26 protein-coding genes and 2 pseudogenes are annotated in these 22,259 nt (G+C 36.4%); 11 read left to right on the top strand and 17 right to left on the bottom strand.

Annotated elements, in window-relative coordinates; translation table 11 throughout:
• Positions 1–2: 2 nt before the first annotated feature.
• On the bottom strand, positions 3–485 hold the full coding sequence (locus BOQ62_RS09500; protein WP_228413887.1) for a toxin-antitoxin system YwqK family antitoxin: 483 nt from the start codon (positions 483–485) through the stop codon (positions 3–5).
• 191 nt (positions 486–676) lie between these two features.
• On the opposite strand from BOQ62_RS09500, the gene BOQ62_RS09495 reads away from it, so the two are divergent.
• The gene (locus BOQ62_RS09495; protein ID WP_228413885.1) at positions 677–1,276 is read left to right on the top strand and encodes a hypothetical protein; all 600 of its coding nucleotides are present in this window, start codon (positions 677–679) and stop codon (positions 1,274–1,276) included.
• Between the two features lie 12 nt (positions 1,277–1,288).
• Here the strand turns inward: BOQ62_RS09495 and BOQ62_RS09490 are convergent.
• Both BOQ62_RS09490 and BOQ62_RS09485 read right to left on the bottom strand, forming a co-directional pair.
• Positions 1,289–2,166: pseudogene (locus BOQ62_RS09490) on the bottom strand (bestrophin family protein).
• A 31-nt stretch (positions 2,167–2,197) separates the two neighbouring features.
• Positions 2,198–2,386, bottom strand: a complete 189-nt coding sequence (locus tag BOQ62_RS09485) for a hypothetical protein (RefSeq protein WP_129038968.1) — start codon at positions 2,384–2,386, stop codon at positions 2,198–2,200.
• A 45-nt stretch (positions 2,387–2,431) separates the two neighbouring features.
• Here BOQ62_RS09485 and BOQ62_RS09480 point away from each other — a divergent pair, with 45 nt between their 5' ends.
• Entirely contained in the window at positions 2,432–3,307 is an 876-nt protein-coding gene (locus tag BOQ62_RS09480; protein ID WP_129038966.1) for a cupin-like domain-containing protein, read from the top strand.
• Positions 3,308–3,525: 218 nt separating this feature from the next.
• Here BOQ62_RS09480 and BOQ62_RS09475 read toward each other — a convergent pair whose 3' ends face one another.
• Complete coding sequence (locus BOQ62_RS09475; protein WP_228413883.1) at positions 3,526–4,023, bottom strand: GNAT family N-acetyltransferase; 498 nt, start codon at positions 4,021–4,023, stop codon at positions 3,526–3,528.
• A 126-nt stretch (positions 4,024–4,149) separates the two neighbouring features.
• Here BOQ62_RS09475 and mutS point away from each other — a divergent pair, with 126 nt between their 5' ends.
• The gene (mutS, locus tag BOQ62_RS09470; RefSeq protein ID WP_129038964.1) at positions 4,150–6,729 is read left to right on the top strand and encodes a DNA mismatch repair protein MutS; all 2,580 of its coding nucleotides are present in this window, start codon (positions 4,150–4,152) and stop codon (positions 6,727–6,729) included.
• Positions 6,730–6,772: 43 nt separating this feature from the next.
• Here the strand turns inward: mutS and BOQ62_RS22455 are convergent, their stop codons facing one another.
• The 4 genes from BOQ62_RS22455 to BOQ62_RS22440 form a co-directional block, all read right to left on the bottom strand.
• The gene (locus tag BOQ62_RS22455; protein ID WP_164976718.1) at positions 6,773–6,928 is read right to left on the bottom strand and encodes a hypothetical protein; all 156 of its coding nucleotides are present in this window, start codon (positions 6,926–6,928) and stop codon (positions 6,773–6,775) included.
• Positions 6,929–6,956: 28 nt separating this feature from the next.
• Positions 6,957–7,124 (bottom strand): hypothetical protein, encoded by a 168-nt coding sequence (locus BOQ62_RS22450; RefSeq protein WP_164976717.1) that lies wholly within the window; start codon positions 7,122–7,124, stop codon positions 6,957–6,959.
• Between the two features lie 236 nt (positions 7,125–7,360).
• Positions 7,361–7,519 carry a hypothetical protein gene (locus BOQ62_RS22445; RefSeq protein WP_164976716.1) on the bottom strand — a complete coding sequence of 53 codons (159 nt, stop codon included), beginning with the start codon at positions 7,517–7,519 and terminating at the stop codon, positions 7,361–7,363.
• A 33-nt stretch (positions 7,520–7,552) separates the two neighbouring features.
• On the bottom strand, positions 7,553–7,708 hold the full coding sequence (locus BOQ62_RS22440) for a hypothetical protein (RefSeq protein WP_164976715.1): 156 nt from the start codon (positions 7,706–7,708) through the stop codon (positions 7,553–7,555).
• Positions 7,709–7,858: 150 nt separating this feature from the next.
• On the opposite strand from BOQ62_RS22440, the gene BOQ62_RS09465 reads away from it, so the two are divergent.
• From BOQ62_RS09465 to BOQ62_RS09455, 3 genes and pseudogenes are all read left to right on the top strand, one after another.
• Positions 7,859–8,347 carry a TlpA family protein disulfide reductase gene (locus tag BOQ62_RS09465; protein ID WP_129038962.1) on the top strand — a complete coding sequence of 163 codons (489 nt, stop codon included), beginning with the start codon at positions 7,859–7,861 and terminating at the stop codon, positions 8,345–8,347.
• 10 nt (positions 8,348–8,357) lie between these two features.
• Positions 8,358–9,010 (top strand): annotated as a pseudogene (locus tag BOQ62_RS09460) (thioredoxin family protein).
• Positions 9,011–9,082: 72 nt separating this feature from the next.
• Positions 9,083–9,484, top strand: coding sequence for a DUF2809 domain-containing protein (locus BOQ62_RS09455; protein ID WP_129038960.1), 402 nt, complete (start codon positions 9,083–9,085; stop codon positions 9,482–9,484).
• Positions 9,485–9,508: 24 nt separating this feature from the next.
• Here BOQ62_RS09455 and BOQ62_RS09450 read toward each other — a convergent pair whose 3' ends face one another.
• Genes BOQ62_RS09450 through BOQ62_RS09435 form a run of 4 tightly spaced genes read right to left on the bottom strand, consistent with a single transcriptional unit; the run spans position 9,509 to position 12,715 of the window.
• Positions 9,509–10,429, bottom strand: a complete 921-nt coding sequence (locus BOQ62_RS09450) for a YARHG domain-containing protein (RefSeq protein WP_129038958.1) — start codon at positions 10,427–10,429, stop codon at positions 9,509–9,511.
• On the bottom strand, positions 10,371–11,063 hold the full coding sequence (locus BOQ62_RS09445; RefSeq protein ID WP_129038956.1) for a DUF2306 domain-containing protein: 693 nt from the start codon (positions 11,061–11,063) through the stop codon (positions 10,371–10,373). The genes BOQ62_RS09450 and BOQ62_RS09445 overlap by 59 nt, the downstream gene beginning before the upstream one ends.
• A gap of 5 nt (positions 11,064–11,068) precedes the next feature.
• On the bottom strand, positions 11,069–11,482 hold the full coding sequence (locus BOQ62_RS09440; RefSeq protein WP_129038954.1) for a hypothetical protein: 414 nt from the start codon (positions 11,480–11,482) through the stop codon (positions 11,069–11,071).
• Positions 11,483–11,512: 30 nt separating this feature from the next.
• A complete protein-coding gene (locus BOQ62_RS09435) occupies positions 11,513–12,715 on the bottom strand; it encodes an NAD(P)/FAD-dependent oxidoreductase (protein WP_129038952.1) in 1,203 nt (400 codons plus the stop codon).
• Positions 12,716–12,829: 114 nt separating this feature from the next.
• Here BOQ62_RS09435 and BOQ62_RS09430 point away from each other — a divergent pair, with 114 nt between their 5' ends.
• The 5 genes from BOQ62_RS09430 to BOQ62_RS09410 all read left to right on the top strand — a co-directional run bounded on the left by BOQ62_RS09430 (position 12,830) and on the right by BOQ62_RS09410 (position 17,774).
• Positions 12,830–13,324, top strand: coding sequence for an acyl-CoA thioesterase (locus BOQ62_RS09430; RefSeq protein WP_105700358.1), 495 nt, complete (start codon positions 12,830–12,832; stop codon positions 13,322–13,324).
• Between the two features lie 89 nt (positions 13,325–13,413).
• The gene (gene thiL, locus BOQ62_RS09425) at positions 13,414–14,466 is read left to right on the top strand and encodes a thiamine-phosphate kinase (protein ID WP_129038950.1); all 1,053 of its coding nucleotides are present in this window, start codon (positions 13,414–13,416) and stop codon (positions 14,464–14,466) included.
• A gap of 92 nt (positions 14,467–14,558) precedes the next feature.
• Positions 14,559–15,377 (top strand): helix-turn-helix domain-containing protein, encoded by an 819-nt coding sequence (locus tag BOQ62_RS09420; RefSeq protein WP_129038948.1) that lies wholly within the window; start codon positions 14,559–14,561, stop codon positions 15,375–15,377.
• A 169-nt stretch (positions 15,378–15,546) separates the two neighbouring features.
• Positions 15,547–16,767 carry a multidrug effflux MFS transporter gene (locus tag BOQ62_RS09415; RefSeq protein ID WP_129038946.1) on the top strand — a complete coding sequence of 407 codons (1,221 nt, stop codon included), beginning with the start codon at positions 15,547–15,549 and terminating at the stop codon, positions 16,765–16,767.
• Positions 16,768–16,865: 98 nt separating this feature from the next.
• Positions 16,866–17,774 carry a DUF6268 family outer membrane beta-barrel protein gene (locus BOQ62_RS09410; protein ID WP_129038944.1) on the top strand — a complete coding sequence of 303 codons (909 nt, stop codon included), beginning with the start codon at positions 16,866–16,868 and terminating at the stop codon, positions 17,772–17,774.
• Between the two features lie 53 nt (positions 17,775–17,827).
• On the opposite strand, the gene BOQ62_RS09405 is transcribed toward BOQ62_RS09410, so the two are convergent.
• From BOQ62_RS09405 to BOQ62_RS09385, 5 genes are all read right to left on the bottom strand, one after another.
• Positions 17,828–18,562, bottom strand: coding sequence for a LytR/AlgR family response regulator transcription factor (locus tag BOQ62_RS09405; RefSeq protein ID WP_129038942.1), 735 nt, complete (start codon positions 18,560–18,562; stop codon positions 17,828–17,830).
• Positions 18,552–19,613 (bottom strand): sensor histidine kinase, encoded by a 1,062-nt coding sequence (locus BOQ62_RS09400; protein ID WP_129038940.1) that lies wholly within the window; start codon positions 19,611–19,613, stop codon positions 18,552–18,554. The genes BOQ62_RS09405 and BOQ62_RS09400 overlap by 11 nt, the downstream gene beginning before the upstream one ends.
• A gap of 79 nt (positions 19,614–19,692) precedes the next feature.
• Complete coding sequence (locus BOQ62_RS09395) at positions 19,693–20,286, bottom strand: porin family protein (RefSeq protein ID WP_129038938.1); 594 nt, start codon at positions 20,284–20,286, stop codon at positions 19,693–19,695.
• 151 nt (positions 20,287–20,437) lie between these two features.
• Entirely contained in the window at positions 20,438–20,671 is a 234-nt protein-coding gene (locus tag BOQ62_RS09390; RefSeq protein ID WP_129038936.1) for a hypothetical protein, read from the bottom strand.
• A gap of 164 nt (positions 20,672–20,835) precedes the next feature.
• Positions 20,836–22,143 carry a hypothetical protein gene (locus tag BOQ62_RS09385; RefSeq protein WP_129038935.1) on the bottom strand — a complete coding sequence of 436 codons (1,308 nt, stop codon included), beginning with the start codon at positions 22,141–22,143 and terminating at the stop codon, positions 20,836–20,838.
• Positions 22,144–22,259 lie beyond the last annotated feature (116 nt).

Here is a 22,259-nt window from a genome sequence, read left to right as displayed (position 1 = left end):
TATTATTTTGTTGAGATTAATTTTCCTTCTTTATAGACCTCTGTCTTTTCTACGCTTCCGTCTTCACGGTAATGAACTCTGTTGCCGTGTCTTTTATCGTTGGCAAGCTCAGTCTCGCGTTGTAATTTTCCTGATGGATAAAATACTTTCCATTTTCCGGTAGCAAGCCCGTTATCATATTGCCCAATATCTTTTAAAGATTTTCCGTCTTCATGAAAAGTTTTGCTTTCTCCCTGTAATTTATTGAATTTATAGTTAGAAATTTCAGTTATTTTACCGGCAGGAGAATAAAAAGTAGCGGTAAGACTGTTATCATAAATATTCTTTTCTCCGTTTCTGAAAGCCTCTTTGGAAGTAAGTACTCCTGTCTTATCAAAATAGGACCATTCTTTTACTTTATATCCTTTTTTATATTCTCCTTTTGACTGTATTTTTCCGTTATCATGATAAAAATGGCATCTCCGTCCAGTTTTCCTTTTTTCCATTCCACCATATTTTTTACCTGGCCGTTGTCATAGAATTCTTTACAGGAACCCTCCTGTAGCCCGTCCTTATATCCACAAGGTTTCTGAGCTGTGATCAGAACAGAAGTGGAAAAAACAATAGAAATAGGTACTTCATAGATATTTTTATTTCAAAAATAGTAAAATACTTATATTTGACTCAAAAATATGCTATGAAAAAATTACTTACTTTATTCATATTGATATGGGGATTTATGTACCTGAGTGCACAAAACACGTATTATCCGCAAGCTTTCTTCGATAAAAAATTAGCCAGAGAAAAGCTTGGATTCGGGAACTCTACTATTGAAGGAGTAGCTTCTACCAAACAAAAAAACAATTGGGGAATCAAGCCACTGCTTGGAGAAAAACATTATGCACCGAAAGGAACTGTTGTGATGCTTTTTCCTGTAACGCCTTATTTTGAGGAGTTTTATGACATGAGAAAGAAATATGAAAATAAAAAAACAACGGTATATATGTCTGAGGAAGCTTTTAAATACAGAGTGGAAGCTTTGACAGATGATCATGGCAGGTTTAAGTTTGAAAAACTGAAACCGGGTAAATATTATCTTGAAACGATCGTTAATTTTACGGCGACGGCAAGCTATCAGCAGCAAACCGGGACTTCAAATGCTTATAACGGATATGGAGCCTATTTGTATTCCACACCCATATACAGTACATTTTTCTACGGATATTCTGCTGCCAACAGGGAAAGCAAATTTGTAGAAATAAAACAGGACGGCGAACTCAAAGAAATCAAGCTTTAATAGCTTGATTTTTTATTTTCTGTTCATAATCTGATGAACATTCTTCTCAATATTCTGAGCTAAAGTCTCCATCGGAATATCGTTTTCATCGTTATTGAACGGATCTTCAATTTCTTCCGCAATAAGTTCAAGACTCATCAAGACATAATATACAAAGACTGTAAGCGGAATCATGAAAAGTCCTATCGTAATCACATAGGCAATAGGCAGTGCAAAAACATACAGAATAATAAATTTCTTGATGAAAGAAGAGTAAGAATAAGGGATCGGTGTGTTTTTGATTCTTTCGCAGCCTCCACACACATCCAGAAACCCTGAAAGCTGAGTGTCTAAGTATAGCATTTCAACTTCCGAAATTTTTCCTTCTTTTTTAATTGATTCAATTTGTGGCTTAACAAGATAATTATGTCACTTGGCCCATGATTTTTTAAAGAGCTTTCAATTTCAGAATAATCTTCATCCAAAGCCAGTCTTGTAGATTCCTTGGAAAGATGTTTGGCTAAAAAGTGAGGAAAGTATTTTAAATATCTTGCAATTTGGTCGATATCCTGACGATTATCACCAAGAATGGTGTTGATTTTTATGGCAAAGTTTCGGGTGTCGTTGACCAGTTTCCCCCAAAGTTTTCTGCCTTCCCACCATCTGTCATAAGCCGTATTGGTTCTGAAAACCAATAAAAGAGAAAGAACAAATCCCAGCAGAGAATGAATCATCCCTACATTACTGACTCCCGACTTACTTGTAAGATGCAGATATTCCACTTCCAGATATTGAATTCCCCAGGAATATAGTCCTACAAGAATCATACTCGGGAAAAGAATTTTTAAAGTATCACTTTTGTGTAAACTGAAAAGGATTTTAATGAAATGTTTGGTATTGTAGACTCTCATAAACTCACTTATTATTACAAATATAATTTTTTCATTTGAGCTCTGCTAATAAAGTAAGGAAGTCTGAAGCTGGGAGCGGGAAGTTATTGAAGCTGAAGAAGAGCTCTAAGTTTTCCATAAAAATCTTTTTATAGAATGATGTATAGACGTTTGCAAGACAAATCTTAACTTCCAGCATCCCTCTTCCAGCTTCCGGCCATTTTAATCTTAATTTTCTCAAGTTTCAAAAAAACACTATTTTTATTTCGCATTAAATACAAAGTACATGATCCTCGAAAACGTAGATATTGTAAATGATATCAGTAAAGAAGATTTTCAGAAAAATTATTTTAAAAAGCAAAAACCTCTTTTAATTAAGAATTTTGCCAGCCGATGGGATGCTTTTGATAAATGGAACCTTGCTTATATCCGTGAAAAAGCAGGGGATCAGGAAGTTCCCCTATACGACAACAAACCGGCAGATGCTAAGAAAAGCTCTGATGCTCCGGTAACCCGAATGAAAATGAAGGAGTATATTGATATCATTAAAAGCAATCCTTCCGATCTTCGAATCTTTTTTTATATCATTACAGACAGGCTTCCTGAGCTGCTGAAAAATTTTACTTATCCGGATCTTGGAATAAAATTCTTTAAAAGACTGCCTACTTTATTCTTCGGAGGAAGTGAAGCCCATGTTTTGATGCATTATGATGTGGATTTGGGTGATTTTATGCATATCCATTTTGAAGGAAAGAAAAGAATTCTTTTGTTTGACCAAAAACAGTCTCCGTTTTTATATAAAGTCCCTTTATCTGTTCATACCGTTTATGAGGTCGACTATGAAAATCCGGATTACGAGAAGTTTCCGGCGCTGAAATATGCAAAGGGATATGAGATTTTCATGGAACATGGTGATGCGCTCTTTATTCCCGGGGCTTTCTGGCACTTCAACAGATATCTGGAACCAGGTTTTTCTCTTTCATTAAGAGCTCTTCCCAATAAACCGAATGTTTTTGCTAATATGATGTATCATGTCTTCATTATGAGGTACACTGATAAACTGATGCGTAAGCTTTTCAAAGCGAAATGGGTGGATTACAAGCAGAAATGGGCTTATAAGAAAAGCTCCGAGGCTTTGAAAAAACACCTTTCAGAAAAATAAATATTATACTTTGATAATTTTAACGCATTGAACGCAAGACTCAGGGCTTCAGCTGATAAAGGTTCGCAAAGGCGTTTCACTCAGCGAGGAAAGCACTTCAATTGCTAAATGAAATGCCTTTGCGAACGAAAATAAGAAGAATCAATATCAATTTTCTTTGCTTCTTAGCGTTAGATTTAAATCAATTTATTTATTGATAAGACCGAAGATCGTTGCGTCTACGAATTTTCCTTTTTCAAAAAATAATCTTTCAACGTTCCTTCTTTGCTGAAATTTAAAGAAGTTAACAATCTTTCGGAAGAAATATTGGAAGGATCTATAAAAGCATCCACACGGTGAAGTCGCATAGTTTCAAACCCATACGTTAAAATAGGAAGAATAGCTTCTTTCATATAAGACTGCTGCCAGAATTTATGATTGAGCTCATAGCCTACTTCTGCTCTGAAATGTTCCCTATACCAATTGTGGTAACCACAGGTACCGATAACTTTTCCACTGGATTTCAATTCCAGAGCCCATCTGAAACCTTTGCCTTTTTCAAATTCATTGTTAAAATGCTGGATAATACGATGGGAGTCTTCTTCTGTTTTAAAGGTATCCAGATCATAATATTCCATCACTTGATCCAAAGAAAAGTACTCGAAAAGGTCTTGGGTATCATTAAAAGTAAGCTTACGCAAAATAAGCCTTTCAGTCTCTAAAACAGGAAATTCCATGAATAATGTGATTTGATGGCTGAAAAATACGATTAATTCCTGATAAAGAAAAGTATAGAAGATTAACCCGCAAACAATTCTCTTACCCTGAATTTATTTTTCTAAATTTGGGGCTCATTTTTTACTATGGCAAAAGCAGCAAAGAAAGAAACCCCGTTAATGACGCAGTACAATACCATCAAGGCGAAATACCCTGATGCGCTATTATTATTCAGGGTTGGGGATTTTTATGAAACTTTTGGGCAGGATGCTGTCAGAACTTCTCAGATTCTGGGTATTGTGCTTACCAAAAGAGCCAATGGTGAGGGGCATATAGAACTTGCTGGGTTTCCACATCATTCTGTAGATTCTTATCTTCCAAAATTGGTAAGAGCGGGAATGAGGGTGGCCATCTGTGATCAGCTGGAAGATCCTAAAATGGTGAAAGGGATTGTAAAACGTGGTGTTACTGAGTTGGTTACTCCGGGTGTTACCTTCAATGATCAGGTTTTAAACTCCAAAAAGAATAACTTCCTTCTTTCATTACACAAAGAAAAAGAGAAATACGGAATCGCTCTGGTAGATATCTCTACAGGTGAGTTTCTGGTAAGCGAAGGAAATCTGGAAAAACTTTTGCACATCGTCAATACTTTTGACCCTAGTGAAATTATTTTTCAGAGAAGTGTACAGATTCCGGAGCAGATCAAAAATAAAAATGCCTTTAAACTTGAAGACTGGGCTTTCCAGTATAATTTTGCCTACGAAAAATTAACGAATCATTTTAAAACCAATTCGTTAAAAGGATTTGGAATAGAAAATTTACCGTTAGCCATTACAGCAGCAGGTGCTATTTTTGCTTATCTGGTAGAAGATACTCATCACAATCTGCTTGCTCATATCACCAAACTGCAGATCATTCCACAGGAAGATTATCTGATGATGGATAATTTTACCCTTAGAAATCTGGAAATCGTTTATCCAAGCAATCCACAAGGGAAATCACTGTTGGATATTATTGATAAAACGTCTACTCCCATGGGAGGAAGGCTTTTGAGAAGAAGAATTATTTTGCCTTTAAAATCAGTGGATGAAATCATGAGAAGACTTTCTCTCATTGATTTCTTAAACGAAAATGATGCCCTTAAATACGAGATTTGCCAGCTTCTGAAATCCATTTCTGATCTTGACCGGTTAATGGGAAAATTGGCTGCAGAGAAAATTTCACCGAAAGAACTGGGATATCTGCGCCAAAGTTTAATTAATATTCATACAATCAAAGCGTTATTGCATCCTCATGCAGATGTGCTGGCGTGGTTAGAGCCTTTATTTGATCTGGAAGAACTGATTAAATTTCTGCAAAATCATCTTAATGAAGAACTTCCGGTAAATATAGCCAAAGGAAATGTGATTAAAGAAGGCGTTTCTGAAGAGCTTGACAGATTGAGAAATCTTCAGAGCAAAGGACGCGGTTTCCTGGATGAAATGTGCCAAAGAGAGATCGAAAGAACAGGAATTACAAGCCTTAAAATTGATTTTAACAACGTTTTTGGATATTATATTGAAGTTCGAAATACGCATAAAGATAAAGTTCCGGATGATTGGGTAAGAAAGCAGACCTTAGTGAATGCTGAAAGATATATTACCGAAGAACTGAAGGAATACGAAAACCAGATCCTTGGTGCCGAAGAAAAAATAGGTGTTCTGGAAACTTCACTGTACAGAAATGTATGTGGAGAAACAATGGTTTATGTTGATCAGATTCAAGGGAATTCCAATATTATTGCCCAGCTTGATGTGGCTTCCGGATTATCTGAACTGGCTGTTTCTGAGAGTTATACAAAGCCTGTCTTGAATGACGGCTATGCTATTGATTTAAAAGAAGCCAGACACCCGATTATTGAAAATGCGCTTCCGCTTGGAGAAAAATACATCCCGAATGATATCTTTCTGGATAAAGATTCTCAGCAGATTATCATGGTAACGGGTCCGAACATGGCCGGTAAATCTGCAATCCTGCGTCAGACAGCTATTGTATGTCTTTTGGCTCAGATTGGAAGTTTTGTACCTGCCAAACATGCTGAAATAGGATTGCTGGATAAAATCTTTACAAGGGTAGGAGCTACAGACAATATCTCTGCAGGAGAATCTACTTTCATGGTAGAGATGAATGAGGCTGCCAATATTTTGAACAACATTTCAGAACGAAGTCTGATCCTGCTAGATGAAATCGGTCGTGGAACTTCCACTTATGATGGGGTTTCTATTGCATGGGCTATTGCAGAATATCTTCATCAGCACCCTACACAGGCAAAGACTTTATTTGCAACGCATTATCATGAGTTGAATGAAATGACAGTCAATTTTGAAAGGGTAAAAAACTTCCATGTTTCTATTCAGGAAAACAAAGGAAACATCATTTTCCTGAGAAAACTGATTCCGGGAGGAAGTGAGCATAGTTTTGGTATCCATGTTGCCAAGCTTGCCGGAATGCCTGCCAAAGTAGTAAACAGGGCAAATGAAATCCTTAAAACCCTCGAAGCCAGCAGAACTCAGGGAAGCAACTCATCAGAAACGATTAAGAGAGTGACGGAAGAGAATATGCAGCTTTCTTTCTTCCAGCTGGATGATCCTGTTTTGGAGAATATCCGTGAAGAACTGACCAAAATAGATATCAATACGTTGACACCCATTGAAGCTTTAATGAAGCTGAATTCGATAAAAAAATGATTGGAGGGTAATCCAATCATTTTTTTGTTATCATAAAGTAGGATTAGCAGCAATAGCCGTCCTTACCTCTTGGGCCTATGATGAGGAAATGGCTTACTCCTCTCAGTTTGCATAAACCCTCTGCACAAGTCACCCCACCATTAATTTCTTTTAGCTTATTTTTGGTGAGTTTTCTTTTCTGGATGTCTGAATTCTTCATGTTCTGTTGTTTGGAGTTTATAGCTCAGTTAGCAGCAGAATCCATCCTGCATTCCCGGAACTCCATACTGTTCTTCTCCGGTATGAGGATCTGTACAGCTTATCACTCTTGGGCATACAGGTCTGTTTGCTCCACCGCTGATTTCTTTCAGCTCCGTTTTGTTCAATTTTCTTTTCTGATTTTTTAAATTTTTCATAATAATTTTAATTTGGTAAAAGCTAATTTACAAGTTATTTTAATAGGTTCAAAATATTGTGAGTCAAATTGTTAACTTTTTTTTGCGTTGAAATTCTACTTCATAAAAAAGATTGAGGGGTTCCCTCAATCCTTATTATCTAACAAAGCTTTTATTTAATATTGAAATAAAACAAATATTAAAATTGGTTTTGTATAAGAGTTTTATAGATTTTCCTTTTTTAGCATTTTTTGCTACTAACAGCAGTATCCGTTTCTTCCTACTGGTCCGATTACATATTCACCGTCACCTCTGTCGCAAAGTCCTTCCGGGCATACAACTGGTCCGTTACCTCCGTTAATTTCTTTCAATTCGCTTTTTGTCAATTTTCTTTTTTGAACGTTTGATTTTTTCATGATAAATTTAGTTTGGTTATTGTTTTAGTTTGATTAACAGCAGAATCCGTTTTTGTCACCGGCGCCAAGCTGCCATTCTTCAAATTCTCCTGTACGGCAGAACCCATCAAAGCATAATCTTCCGTTGCCTTTAATTTCTTTCAATTCTGTTTTCGTTAGTTTTTTCTTTTGAATGTTTGATTTTTTCATGGTATTTTTAGTTTTGATTCTGAGCTAATTTACATTTTATTTTCATTAATTCAACGGTTGGTGAAAGAATTTTGTATAATAAATAGAATTCTTAACAAATTTTAACAACTTGATTTTCATTGAGAAAGAATGCATTCATTAATTTTGAATATGAAGAATTTAATAATCATCCTTACAGCATTTATGTTTTGTACGGTTTTTAAAGCTCAACAGACAGATGTTTGTGTAGTAAAATATGAAGACCTGGAAAAGCGTATTCAGCAGGAAAAAGATAAACTGCTTGTAGTCAACTTCTGGTCGACAACCTGTGCTCCATGTGTAAAAGAGCTTCCACACTTTATGGAAGTGAATGCTAAGTATTCAGATCATCAGAAGTATAAAATGATTTTAGTGTCATTGGACAGGCTGGCTGATAAAGAAAGAGTTTTGAAATTCATCAAAAATAAAAATCTTACCGCTGAGGTACTTTTGCTGGATGATATTAAAAGAATGAACACGTGGATCCCAAGGCTTGAAAAAGAATGGGACGGAAATATTCCCGTAACGCTGTTCTATAAAAACGGAGTGAAAATTCATTTTAATGACGGTGAAATGAGTAAAGAAGACCTTGAAAAAACAATTAAAGAAAACCTTCAATAAACAATCGATTATGAAAAACCTGAAAATTTTAATGACAGCATTCATCGTTGGGCTGGGACTCCTGAGCTTTACAACGACAGATCACGATAAGAATAAAAGCCAGAAAGAAAATATTGCTGTAAAAGGCTATGAAGTAGGGGATGAAGCTGCTGACTTTAAGCTTAAAAATATTGATGGGAAAATGGTTTCCCTAAGTGATTTTAAAAGTGCTAAAGGGTTCATTGTGGTATTTACCTGCAACCATTGTCCTTACGCAAAGAAATACGAAGACAGAATCATTGAACTGGATAAAAAGTACAAGTCTCAGGGATATCCGGTCATTGCCATTAACCCTAATGATCCTAATGTACAGCCGGAAGACGGATATCAGCAGATGATTGAAAGAGCAAAGCAGAAAGGATTTACTTTCCCATATCTGGTAGATGAAGGACAGAAAATTTATCCGCAGTATGGGGCTACAAAAACGCCGCATGTTTTTGTACTGAAAAGGAGAATGGAAAGAATATTGTAAAATACATTGGTGCTATTGACAATAATTATGATAACCCGAATGATGTATCAGAATATTATGCTCAGGATGCTGTAAATGCTCTGATAAAAGGTGAGTCTGTAAAAATGACAAAAACAGTTGCCATTGGGTGTACAATCAAGGTAAAGAAATAATATATTTGCTGTATAAAAATGAAATCGGTGTTCTTAGAACGCCGATTTTTTATGCCTTAATCCCAATTTGAAATGAAATTCCAGTTCAGCCTGAAGTATCTGCTTCTCACCGTATTTATTTTTCTTGTAGAAGTATTGATTGCCACCAAACTAAGTGATATTTTCTTCGTGAGAGCTTATCTTGGGGATGTGATTGTGGTAATGCTTCTTTACACGTTTGTAAAGAGCTTTGTAAAAGTAAATGATCAGAAACTGATTCTGGGAATTCTGATTTTTTCATTGATGGTAGAGTTTGCGCAGTATTTCAATATTGCAGAAAAACTAGGCTTCCGTCCTGGAAGCCTGATGTATATTGTGATCGGAAACTCTTTCTCATGGATAGATAATCTTTGCTATGCTGTAGGCTGCCTGATTCTCTATCTTATCGTAAGGATGACAAACAGTGATGGCTTAACCTCAACCCCTAATCCCTAATTCCTGCTACCTAAAACCTTTTCTCTATCTCCCAAAACTGTCATATTTATCCTCCGCATATTTGGTAAAGCGGTTCAGTAAAGCTACATTTTCCTTTTCCATAGGCGAAAGATCATTATCTACATTGCTGGAAACAGGAATATACCAGTCTGTTTGTTCAAAGAAATTTCTGTAGGTTTCTTTTTTGAAAGAATAACCATGTCTTGCAAATACAGAGTTTTTGATGATCTCAAGATCCAGTTTTCTTAAGTTTTTAAGATCTTTTTCCGTTAGTTTTTGTTTGGAAGCATTCAGTTTGAAGATGGCTTCAGAAGCGATGCGGTTTTTAGACGTTTTATAGCTTTCTGTTTTTCCGGTTTCTTCATCTGTGTATTTTTCAGTAAACTCTTTAGGGTTTGACCAGTCTACCAGATCAGAATCCTTATCCAGCATAAAATTCGGGTTGTAAACAAACTCTTTTTTAGTCAATTTAAGGGTCTTTGAAGGAGCTTTAACACTTGTTTTATCAAAAGCATTCCACTTTCCGGTTAAGCTGTCACCTTTCAGTTTAACTTCAAATCTTCCGTCTGTTTTGTCATTGCCGGGTTCATCCAGTACAAAAGAGGCTGCTGCTTCATTGAAAACACCTCTGAATGGGCGCTGATTGCCATTCACGATACTTTGCCCATAAACGCTATCTTTGGTGATTCTGTTGATCTTTAAAGAAATTCTTTTGTAGTTGTTCACGTCATATTCTGAGCCGTCCATCTGATCAACTACCTTTTCCATTCCGGCAAATTCACCGGTATAAATTCCATAATATTCCTGATGAACTTCAGGAACTACTACAGAGTCCTTTTTTGCAGTCAGAGAATCTTTCCCTGATTCATTATTTTTTCCTTCTTTTTTACAGCTTATCAGAGAAACTGTCAGTAAGGAAATCAAGGTGTAATGTACAATTTTCATAGATGTTTTTTGTGATTAAATATTCAATAATAAGGATATTGGGAATCCAGCCCAGCCATGCAATCATCTGATAGACATCCATTGGATTGGGATGAAATAAATATACAATAATTACTTTCCACATTCTCAGGGAAATAGCAGATAAAGTGAAAGCGAAACTCCGCCACATCCATTGTTTGTGTTCTTTGAATCTTTTCTGTCTTGCCAGCTGATACGCTTTAAACGTTGAAAACCACCATAAAAAGCCTAAAATAACAAAAGAAGTCTTCGATAAAATACCGCCGTTGGCAAATATTCCCATATAAATTCCCGAAGGAGCAGCACAGATCAGGATGAGAAAAATATATACTTTTCCCATATTCCGGTGGAAATTTTTGAGTCCGAAATCTTTTGTGAGAATAGCCAGAAATCCTGAAAGAAGGACAAAGATGCTCGTATATACATGAGTATAGAAAAACGCAAGATATTCCGGTCTTTCTACTACTTCCGTCTGTTTGATCATCAGAAAACTGACTTCAGGATTAAAAGGAATATATTCTAATGTAATTTTTAGCATCAGCCAAAAGAAATAGGCAAACCCAATGATGAGAATGATCTTAAAGAAAATTGCAGTATTTCTTTTGGCTGATAGCATTTTAACTATTCAAAATTAATAGTGAAAGGAAGAGTAAACCAGATCAGTACAGGATTCCCTTTATATTCTCCGGGAGTCCATTGTTTTTTCATAGATTTCATTGCTCTTTCCACTTCCTGATTAAGAGATTCATTTTCTCCTGTTACAATAATAGTTTCTATATAACCTTTAGCACTCACAGAAAACTTTGCATTAGAACGTGTTTTACCTTTAGCTCCCTTTATTCTGCTGGTCTTAATTTTTTGAGATACCTCACCCATAAACGCTGAAAGCCCGCCGGGATATTCTGCCTGTTTACTTTGTTCAGGAATAAACTTATCTCTGGAATGATCTTCCGTTGGCTTGGGCTGAGTTTCCTGTTTCTGAGCAAAAACAAGCCCGAATCCCAGACATAGAATGAAAGCCACAATTTTTTTCATGTTTTTAGTTTTTATTAAAAGTAGTGTTTTTTATAAACTGTTGAGATCCTGTGCAATCAGCCATCCTTCACTCCAGCATGCCTGGAAATTGAAACCACCGGTTACTGCATCGATATTCAGAACCTCTCCGGCAATATAGAAATTAGGAAGTAATTTTGAAGACATGTTTTTAAAGTTAATTTCCTTTAAATCAACACCTCCGGCTGTTACAAATTCATCTTTAAAAGTAGATTTTCCTGTGACTTGAAACTTTTTTCTACAAAGATTCTCCAGAATCTTTTGCATTTCTTTTCCGGAAATATTCGCAACCTGTTTATTAAGATCCACTTTTGAAATGTCTAAAATCTTCTGCCAGAATCTATTCGTAATATCAAATATTTTAGACTGTCCGATGGTCTTTTTAGGATTGCTTTGTTTGAAATTATTAAAAATTTCTTCCGCTTCATCTGTTTCTATGGAAACGAAATTAACCTCAATTTCAAAGTTATATTTAAGCTTTGCCAAGCTGATGGCTTCCCATGCAGAAATTTTCAGAACAGCCGGGCCAGAAAGTCCCCAATGTGTAATCAACAAAGGTCCGCTTTCTTCAGTCTTCAGCTTTGGAATTGAAATTCCGGCATTTTCAAAACTTGTTCCCGGAAGATCTTTCAGCAACTCATCTTTAATATTAAAAGTGAAAAGGGAAGGGACAAGATCTACAATTTTATGCCCCAGATTTTCAACCATTTTTAATGATTTTGGAGAGCTTCCGGTAGTATATACAATATAATCTGCCTCAAAATCGCCTGAATTGGTTCTTACGATATATTTTTCATCCTGTTTTTCAATCTCTTTTACCGTACATTTTGTCTGCACAGTTACATTTTTCTTTTGAGTTTCATTCAGAAAAGTATTGATAATGGTCTGAGAAGAATTACTTTCAGGAAAGGTTCTGTTATCATTTTCAATTTTCAGCGGAACATTACGCTGGTCAAACCATTCCATGGTATCACCTGGCTGGAATTTGCTGAAAACACTCAATAGTTCCTTGTTTCCACGAGGATAAAACTGAACCAACTCTCTTGGATCAAAGCATGCGTGGGTAACATTGCAGCGTCCGCCACCAGAAATCTTAACTTTCTGAAGGACATCTGAATTTTGTTCTAAAATCGTAATTGTATATTTTTTTTCGTCAAGATTAGATGCACAGAAAAAGCCTGCAGCACCGCCTCCGATAATAATGATCTGTTTCATGTATATGCAATCCTATGCGGAAGATTATTTTTTCAAAAGTACAATTTTTATAAACCATCTTATTTGAGTATTTTTGAAGATTATTATTTTATAATACCAAAAAAGATTTTCAAAATGATTTTCTACCATAAATTTGAAGTGCGATGGAGCGATCTTGATGCCAACAAGCACTTAGCCAACTCATCATATGTACAATATTGTGCACAAGCCAGAATGGCTTTCATGACTAAAGAGAAAATGGGAGTTACCCAGCTGAGCAGATGGGGAATAGGCCCGGTGATCCTGCACGAAAGATATTCTTTCTTCAAAGAAATTTATGCAGATCAGATCGTTATTGTAAGTGTAGAAATAGATGGATGTGCAGAAGATTCTTCCATCTACCGTTTCGTACACAAGTTCTATACTCCGGATGGAATGCACTGTGCTACTGCAGAAGCTACAGGAGTATGGATTGATATGATGCTTAGAAAAATGACCACTCCACCAGACGATGTAGTGGAAGCTATGAATAAGTACAAGAGCCCGGAAACGGTGGTATTATCTAGAGAGGATTTCAAAAAATTCCCTTTCCACCCACACAATATCGACCCGGCAGAGATTAATATATAAATGATGAATGATGATTGATACATGATGTAAATCTGTATTCATGATCTATCAGTTATCATTTATCAAAGATCACTTATAAACAGAAACTTATGTTTGAAGATAAATCACAGGAGCTGACGCCCATTTCAAAATTAGGAGAATTCGGTCTTATTAAACATTTGACAGAACATTTTCCATTATCCAATGAATCTTCGGAGCTTGGAGTAGGAGATGATGCGGCAGTTATTAATCCTGATAACAAAAAAGTAATTCTTACAACAGATGTATTGGCGGAAGGAGTACACTTTAATCTGGGCTATGTTCCATTAAAGCATTTAGGGTATAAAGCTGTAGTGGTAAACCTGAGCGATATTGCTGCGATGAATGCAACGCCTACGCAGATTTTGGTTTCTCTTGCAGTATCCAACCGTTTTCCGGTGGAAGCATTAGAAGAAATCTATTCCGGGATTCAGGCGGCATGTGGAAGGTACAAAGTTGATTTGATTGGAGGAGATACAACAAGTTCAAATTCAGGGCTTGTAATGAGTATTACAGCTGTAGGTATTGAAAATGAAGAAAACATTGTAAAAAGAAGCGGTGCAAAACCAAATGATCTTCTTGTGGTAACAGGAGATTTGGGTGGAGCATACATGGGATTACAGATTCTTGAAAGAGAACATGCCGTTTATCTTGCAGATCCTAATATGCAGCCGGAAATGGAAGGCTACGACTATATTCTGGAAAGACAGCTGAAACCTGAAGCAAGAACAGATGTTAAAAAGATTCTGGAAGAGCTGGATATCAAACCAACTTCTATGATTGATATTTCAGATGGTCTGGCTTCCGAAATCCTTCATCTTTCAGACCAGTCTAATGTAGGATTCAGATTGTATGAAGAAAAAGTTCCATTAGATAGTCTTACAATCTCTACAGCGGATGAAATGAATTTGAATCCGGTAATGACGGCTTTAAGCGGGGGTGAAGATTATGAACTTTTGTTCACTATTTCTGCAAATGATTTTGATAAAATTAAAAATCATCCTGATTTTACCATTATAGGGCATGCCGTAGAAAAAGAAGAAGGAAACTTTATGGTAGCAAGAGGATCTAACCAGCTGGTAGCACTTACCGCTCAGGGATGGGATGCTTTTTTAAACCAATAAAACCAAAAAATTATATTTAATTTTAAATATTGTAAGAAAACCGTAGTATTTTTTGCTGCGGTTTTCGCTTTATCTGATCAAATACATTACCAATGAATTCACCTGAAAAAAATATCCCCGTTCATCATCTGGTGTCTGAAGAATTTCAGGTCAATACTTTAGAAAATGGACATCCGGAGAACTTCGAGGATATTCATCGGCATAATTTTTTTGAAATTATCTGGTTCAAAGAAGTGCATACAGACAGTCGTCTTGAACTGGATTTTGAGAGCTATACCGTAAAAAACAACCAGCTCTGCATTATTGTTCCCGGTCAGGTTTTTAATATGAAACTCCGTGATGAAAAAGGCTATGTGCTAGCCATCAGCAAGGAAATTTTCAAAGAAGCCTGTGATACGGAAGTGGTTCTGGCCAACGGTGCAAGACCTTTCTTTTTGGATGCAGAAAGCAGTGAAACCGGAAATATGCTTATTTCAATGATTAAAAGAGAATATCTCGGATCCGGACGTGTTGAAATTTTAAAAGCTTATCTGAGAGCCTTCTGTCTCATCATTACAGATCAGATCACGATGCAGAATACTGCAGAAGATGACAAACCGAGAATTCAGCAACTCGCAGCGTTGATAGAAGAATATTATATCACAGAGAAAAATACAGATTTTTATGCCGAACAGCTCAAAATAAGTACCCATCACCTCAATGACATTGTCCGGCTTTCAAGAGGAACAACAGTAAAAAAAATGATTGCCCAGAGACTTATTCTGGAAGCAAAAAGAGAACTTAGTTTTGGTGCTTTAACGGTAAAAGAGATTGCTTTTAAATTAGGTTTTAGTCATGCTTCTTACTTTTCCCGGTTCTTTAAAAAACATACGCAACAGAACCCTGATAGATTCAGACCTGGAAAAGGGTAATCCTCAGATTGTTCCTTTAATTTTTAATTTAAATAAATAATTTAGGCATAAACAGATTGGGTGATCCTCAGTTTGTGCTATTCTTCCTTCAGTTCTTTTATTGAAAAACGATACTTTTTACAGCAATTTTGCAGCAGAAAAAAACGCCTGCGAAGGCTTATTGTTATTTATGAAGAAGAATTTGAATATTGTAGTGTTTATTCTCGCACTACTCAACACATTGGAGTCGCTTAGTATAGACCTTTATCTTCCTGCTTTCCCAAGTATGGCGAAGATTTTTAATACCGATATTGGTCATATTCAGGTATCCATTTCTGTATTTTTTGCCGGATTTGCTTTTGGGCAGTTATTGTGGGGACCTTTATCTGATAAAAAAGGAAGAAAACCTATGTTATACTGCGGGCTTTTGTTGTTTATTATAGGAGCAACGGCCATCTATTTTACATCCGATATTTATGTATTATGGGTTATGCGTTTTCTGCAGGCGTTCGGAGGAAGTGCCGGAATCGTTATCGGTAGGGCGATCATTATTGATCTCTATGACAAGCATAAAGCGGTCACTATCTTTTCACAGCAATCACAGATCAGTGGTATTGCTCCAATCGTGGCTCCGTTACTGGGAAGTGTATTTCTTAAATTCTGGGGATGGAATAGTTCTTTTGCCTTTTTATGCATCATGGGACTGATTACTTTTTTCATGGTGTACAAATATGTGCCGGAAACCAATACCAGAATCCATCTTTCCGAAGATGAAATGCTGGATGAAAAAGGATTAAAAGACCAGCTGAAAATGATTATTTCCAACAAAGATTTTATCAACAGTACGATGGTAGGAAGTATTGCTTTTGCATCCTTGATTATTTACATCTCTAATGCTCCGTTTTTGTTCATGGAGATCCATGGTTTTTCAAGCAGTACATTCAGTTTTATATTTGCTTTCAACTCACTGGCTTTGATAACAGCCGCTTATATTACTCCTAAACTAATCAAAAGAATAAGCAATTCAACGCTATTATTTGTTGCTACAATCGTTTTGTTGGTAGTATGCACACTTCATATTCTGATTGCAGCAGAAAACCTTTCTGTAGCGTTGGAAATTGCAATGCTTTATCTGTCATTACTGGCAATTGGTATTTTGTTTCCTATTACATCAGCTCACGCTTTATCTCCATTTAAAGAAGGAAGAGGAACTGCGGCAGCATTACTAGGGTTTATGCAGCTGATGGTAACCTTTTTAATATCAGGATTAATAGGTTTCCTGGAAGCAGATTCTATCATTCCGATGGTGGTAACACGCTCTGCAATGGCTTTGATCGCAGTATGGTTCGGATATCGAATTTTTAAGGCTCAAAAATCAACAGCTTCAATAGCTGCTCCAACGGGAAACTAATCCTCTTATTTGATCCTGTTGTCATACAATCCGGACACTTAATCAAGTAATTTTTGTGAAAAATAGTCAAAGGGTTCTCTTTGTATCAAATTTAAAATATGAAAAGAACCCTTTCGACAGCTTTGTGCTGTATATTGCCATTAGGATATTGGATAAACGCACAATCCGGCCTTTCTGCAGAGCTTAAAACCGAATACATTCCTGCCTCCAATTACATCCGGCCTGAAGACAGTACAAAGACCAATTCCAAAAGTGATTTTAAAAGAGTAGATCTGAATCTCAGTATTCCGTTATCTGTAAAAAAGGATACCGATGGAAAAGTAAGGTCATGGTCTATGCTGTTGAGCGGATCTTATGCAAAGATGACACATAAAAATTACGAAGCCCGGTTGTTTCCTGATCAGATGCTGAATGCTCAGGTTGGAATACAGCATATGAGACCTTTGGGCAAAAAATGGAGTATGATGATGACTGCCTCGGTAGGAGTGTATACAGACCTTAAAGAAGTGAGTTTTGATGATGTACTGGGACAGGGTGGGCTTTTATTTATCAGACATTTTAATCCTAATCTTTCATTGGGAGGAGGTCCGGTGCTTACCACTGCTTTTGGAATTCCAATGATTTTACCCTGGATTTATTTCGACTGGAAAACAAATGGAAAGATTAAATTCAATATCAACTTTCCGGAAGGAATGGAAGCCGGATATCTGTTTTCAGACAAATTTGCTTTAAAAGCTGTAGTCAACCTCAGCGGAATGACGGTAGAAAGAAATAAAGACGGAAAATCTATGCTGCTGGGCTATCAGCAGATTACAGCAGGTCTCAGGCCAGAAATAAAAATTAATGACAGGCTTACCCTGCGCCTTACGGGAGGAACAGCTTTACTGAGAAGCTTCAGTGAAAATGACCGAAAGATCAAGAGCATTTTCAGAGACAAAAAAATAGTTGATCCAAGATTTGCCAGTACATTCTACGCAGCAGTATCACTGCGTTGGAATCTTCCATAAAAATGCCGGAAGCAGGGTTTTTAATAACTCTGCTTCCGGCTTCTTTTTCCCGGTTATTTACTGATCAGCTTCTTATACACCACCTGATTAAGCAGCTCCTCTTTTCTGGTTCGGGAAATAGGAAGCTCAATTTTATTAATAAAAAGACGTCCTCCCGAGATCATATCAATGTGCGTAATATTGATGAGGTATGATTTATGAATTCTGAAAAAATGATCCGAAGGAAGCAATTCTTCAATGGCTTTCATCGTCTGATGAATCATCAGTGATTTATCTTTAAAATGAAGCTTGGTGTAATTCTGCATACTTTCAATATAAAGAATATCTACCCAGGAAATTTTAATGAAGGTATCAGACTGTCTTACATACAGAAAAGGGTCATCCAGAGTGGTGGTATTTTTTAACTTTTCACTGATGATAAACTGTTGCTGTGCTTTATTGACAGCCTGATAAAAGCGGTTAAAAGCAATTGGTTTTAAAAGGTAATCCACTACCTGAAGGCGAAATCCCTCCAAAGCATATTCAGAATAAGCTGTAGTAAGAATACATAAAGGGGGATTTTCCAGCTGTTCCAAAAATTCCAACCCCGTAAGATAGGGCATATTGATATCCAAAAAGAGGAGATCAATTTCGCTATCCTTCACTATGGAATCTGCTTCCAAAGCTGTGGCACAGGTTCCTTCAACGGATAAAAAATCAATTTGATCCGCCAGTTCTTTAAGATGGAATCTTGCCAGAGGTTCATCATCTATAATCAGGCATTTCATTTTAGGGATATTACTGCTCATTGTGATCAGATAATTTTAAAATTAGAGTTACTTTAAACACATTATTGTTGGTTTCAATCTTTAGATGATGAGAATCCGGATATTGAAGTTTTAATCGTTTCTGTACATTTTGAAGACCAATTCCGCCAGTGCCGTCTTTCTTTTTATGAATGGCTCTATCAGAATAGGAATTTTCAACACAGAAATAGAGGGTATTGTTTTCTTCTTTACAGGAAATTTCAACATATCCTTTATGTCCGGGAAGCCTGCAGACATACTTAAAAGCATTCTCAATAAAAGTGACTAAAAGGAGAGGTGCTATGAAAAGCTTCTTATTGGTCATTTCCCAGTTTACTCTTACATCCAGTTCATTCCCCCATCTTAGTTTTTCAACTTCTACAAGATTTTGTATATGTTCTATATCTTTATTCAGGAAAACCAGATTTTCATTACAATGGTAAAGCTGATAACGTAAAATATCTGAAAATTTAAGCAGTAGATAATCAGCAAGTTGAGTATCTGTTCTTATCAGGATGTGAATATGGTTCAGGATGTTGAATACTACATGAGGATTGATCTGATCCTGCAAAAGCTTAAGCTGGTTTTCCAGATGAGCCTGCTGAAGGAGAATATGGTCACGCTCTATTCTTCCATGCTCTTTATAAAATTTGATACCACATGCTGCTCCGTTGATTAGAAATGAAGCAGGTAAAGACATATAAAAACCTTTCCATAAAAAAGGAAGCTGTTCTGAAAAACTCTTTGGAAGCTGTTCTTTTGGAGCAACTTCAAGATAGGTAAAAATAACTGCGAAGATTAGGCTTAATATAAAAATAACGACCACAACCTGTATCAGGAACCGCTTCATCTTTTTCTCCCGTAAAGCTTTTGGAAGAAGCCTATTGGTTAAAAAATGAGTGAAGGTAAAAGAAGAAACTGTAATGATAAGGGTTTGAATCATGGCAAGATACTTCTCTGTTGTAATCTGGAAATTACACCATAACACAATAGCGAGAACAAGCCAGAAAATAAAAGTAAATATGTATTCTTTTAAAACAAAAGGTTTTGTCATGGAATTGGAAATAGATTAATAAAAAAATTAGAAACTGCAGGGAAGACAGTTTCTAACAGGTAAAGATAATTTAAGTTTTTTAGAACAGGAAATAACCTATTCCGAGGGAAAAACTGTGGGGTTTGGACTTAAATTCTTTACTAATGCTTGTAAGGCCGATCTCATACCTCAGATCTACTGTAAAGTTTTTATAATCTAATCCTACACCTCCTGTAACACCAATATTGGATTTGTCAAACTTCTTAAACCCCTCCTGAAGAGCCTGAGAAGTTGACAAATTATTGTTGAAGGCATAACTGTAAACTCCTCCGGCAAATATTCTTACATTGAAATCATCGGTTTTGATCATTTTATATCCTATCACCACAGGAATATCAATGGCGTTCCAGGAAAGTTTTGAAGAGCTTCCGTCTTGGGACTCGAATGATGTTTTTCTTTTGTTGAATAGTGCTTCTCCCTGTACATACAGTTTTCCGATATCCATTCTTGTCATTACTCCTGCCTGATAACCCAATCCATATTTTCCTTCCAGTGAAGATTCCGTTGAGGTTTTTGTAAAGTTGGCCCCTCCCTTTACCCCAATGTGAAAAGCAGGAGCCTGCTGTGCTTTGGTTTCTATACCACAGAAAATGCATAATAACAATGCACTTAGCGCGAAAAATTGCTTCTTCATAATGTAATTGTTGTTTAAAATCTGATGCAAAGCAACAACTATGAAGTATAGAATGAAATTTTATTTGATGAATGGCAAAGATGCTTTGACAAAGATCTGTTTTTGAGTGAAAAATAAAACCGAAAGTATCTCTACTCCCGGTTTTCTATTACTAATAAGGTTGTTCTTCACAGATAGAAGGAGGATTACATCCACCTCCGCCAGGGTTTCCACCACCACCTACAGCGATGCACTGTCCCGGATTTCCGTCTTCATACATTTCACAGGCATATCCCCACGCACATTGGCAGTCGTCCTGACAATTATAAGAGTTTCCTCCCATATGACAGCCTCCATTTCCGCTTCCTAGAATTGCAGATAAATCTTTTCTCAAAAGTTTTTTCATTGTTTTCATGATAATTTGGTATTAAATGTTATCGTTTAAAATTGTACATTCTTGTAAATATAATAAAAATAACTAATGAATTGTAAATGAATTGCATGGAGGCGTATTATACAAAGAAAGCCACTACAAGATCGGCCTTCTTATGATCGATAGAAAGTTGTGTCTTAGAAATTGAAATCCTTCTGATACAGCATATATTCTCTTTTGAAAAGTGGGAATGTTCCTTCATATCTTAAAGGAGCAATTCCAAAACCATAAAACATATCTGCCTGAATTTTTCCTTTTACAGAAAATACCCCTTTTCTTTCAGGAATGAAAGTGAGTCCCAAAGACGAAAGGGCGGAAGCTCTTCCTCTTAATCCGGAATTGGCAATAGGAATATAAATAAACATCAGTCCAACGGCTCCCTTAGCCTCTAAACCTGCTTCAGCAGATAGATTTCCTTCCACACCAGTAATCGAAGGATCGGACTTCTTTTGAAGGTTAATATTAATCGCAGGAGTTTTACTTACCAAAAAGTTGGCATTTCCTTCAAGATCCAAAAGCTGCCCCTGAACCTTTCCTGTGGCCTGTACCCCAAGAAATGACCCTGCAGAAATGGTAGGGCTTAAGATCAGTCCGGTAGGTCCTAAAACAATAGGTACGATAGGAATATTCAGATAGTCTGTCGTACTTGCGGTATAGCCAAGGCTTCCTACAATTGTGGCAGTACTCTGAAGCTGGATATCATCCATGATGAAATTGACATAAAAATCGGATAAATGTCCCCAAGAGAATGTGATATTATAATCAATTTTTGGAGTAAACCCACCTTTCACATTGACACTTGATGTTCCTGCCGAAGATAGAGGAAATGAAAAAGTTTTATCAAAATTAAAGCGATTGAAAGCAACTAATTTTTGCTTTTGCAGATTCCTTGCTTCAATAGAAAGTATTTTACTATTGATTTCCTGGGAAACCATCCCTTCTACAGGAACATAGTTTACCATTTTCCCATTGATACTAACGGGCGTCTTATCTGAAGGATCATACACGCCGCTTAATGTTCCGCTATAAATAAATTCTTCAAGCTTCGCACTGGATGTTTGTACCGTGAATTGGTTATTGACCTTAGAAACAGAACTCACTTTTGAAAGGATGGTAGTTACCTGATCACCTTCTACTTTTGTTCCCACAATGACAGTTCCTGTGGAAATACTGTCTGTTTGTGGTGTAGTACGGCTAAATGTAATTTGTCCATCGTTATGAGCAGAAATTGCATTTACCGATTCATCATTCAGAATAATAACATTTTTTTGTAAAGTCAGATTTCCCAAAGTCTTCATTTGAACAGACTCTGTGGGTTTTTCAGCAGGAGCATCCGCCGGATCATCCTGAGAACAAGACGTTAAAAGAAACAAACAGAAAATTGAAAGAAGAAAAGAAAAATAAAATTTTCTGTTGATTTTGAAGTGGTTAGATTTCATTTTCATAAGCAGTGATTTTAAGTTTCTCTCTAATTTAGAAGAATTATTTAAGGCTTACAAAAGAATTAGATTAAATTACTGTCAATAACATAATGATTTTCAGTAACATTATTCGAATATGA

It is taken from the genome of Chryseobacterium sp. CH21 (genome assembly GCF_004119445.1).
Lineage (GTDB): Bacteria > Bacteroidota > Bacteroidia > Flavobacteriales > Weeksellaceae > Chryseobacterium.
Note: the sequence above shows the minus strand (reverse complement) of the source record. Positions and strands in the feature narration are given on the sequence as shown.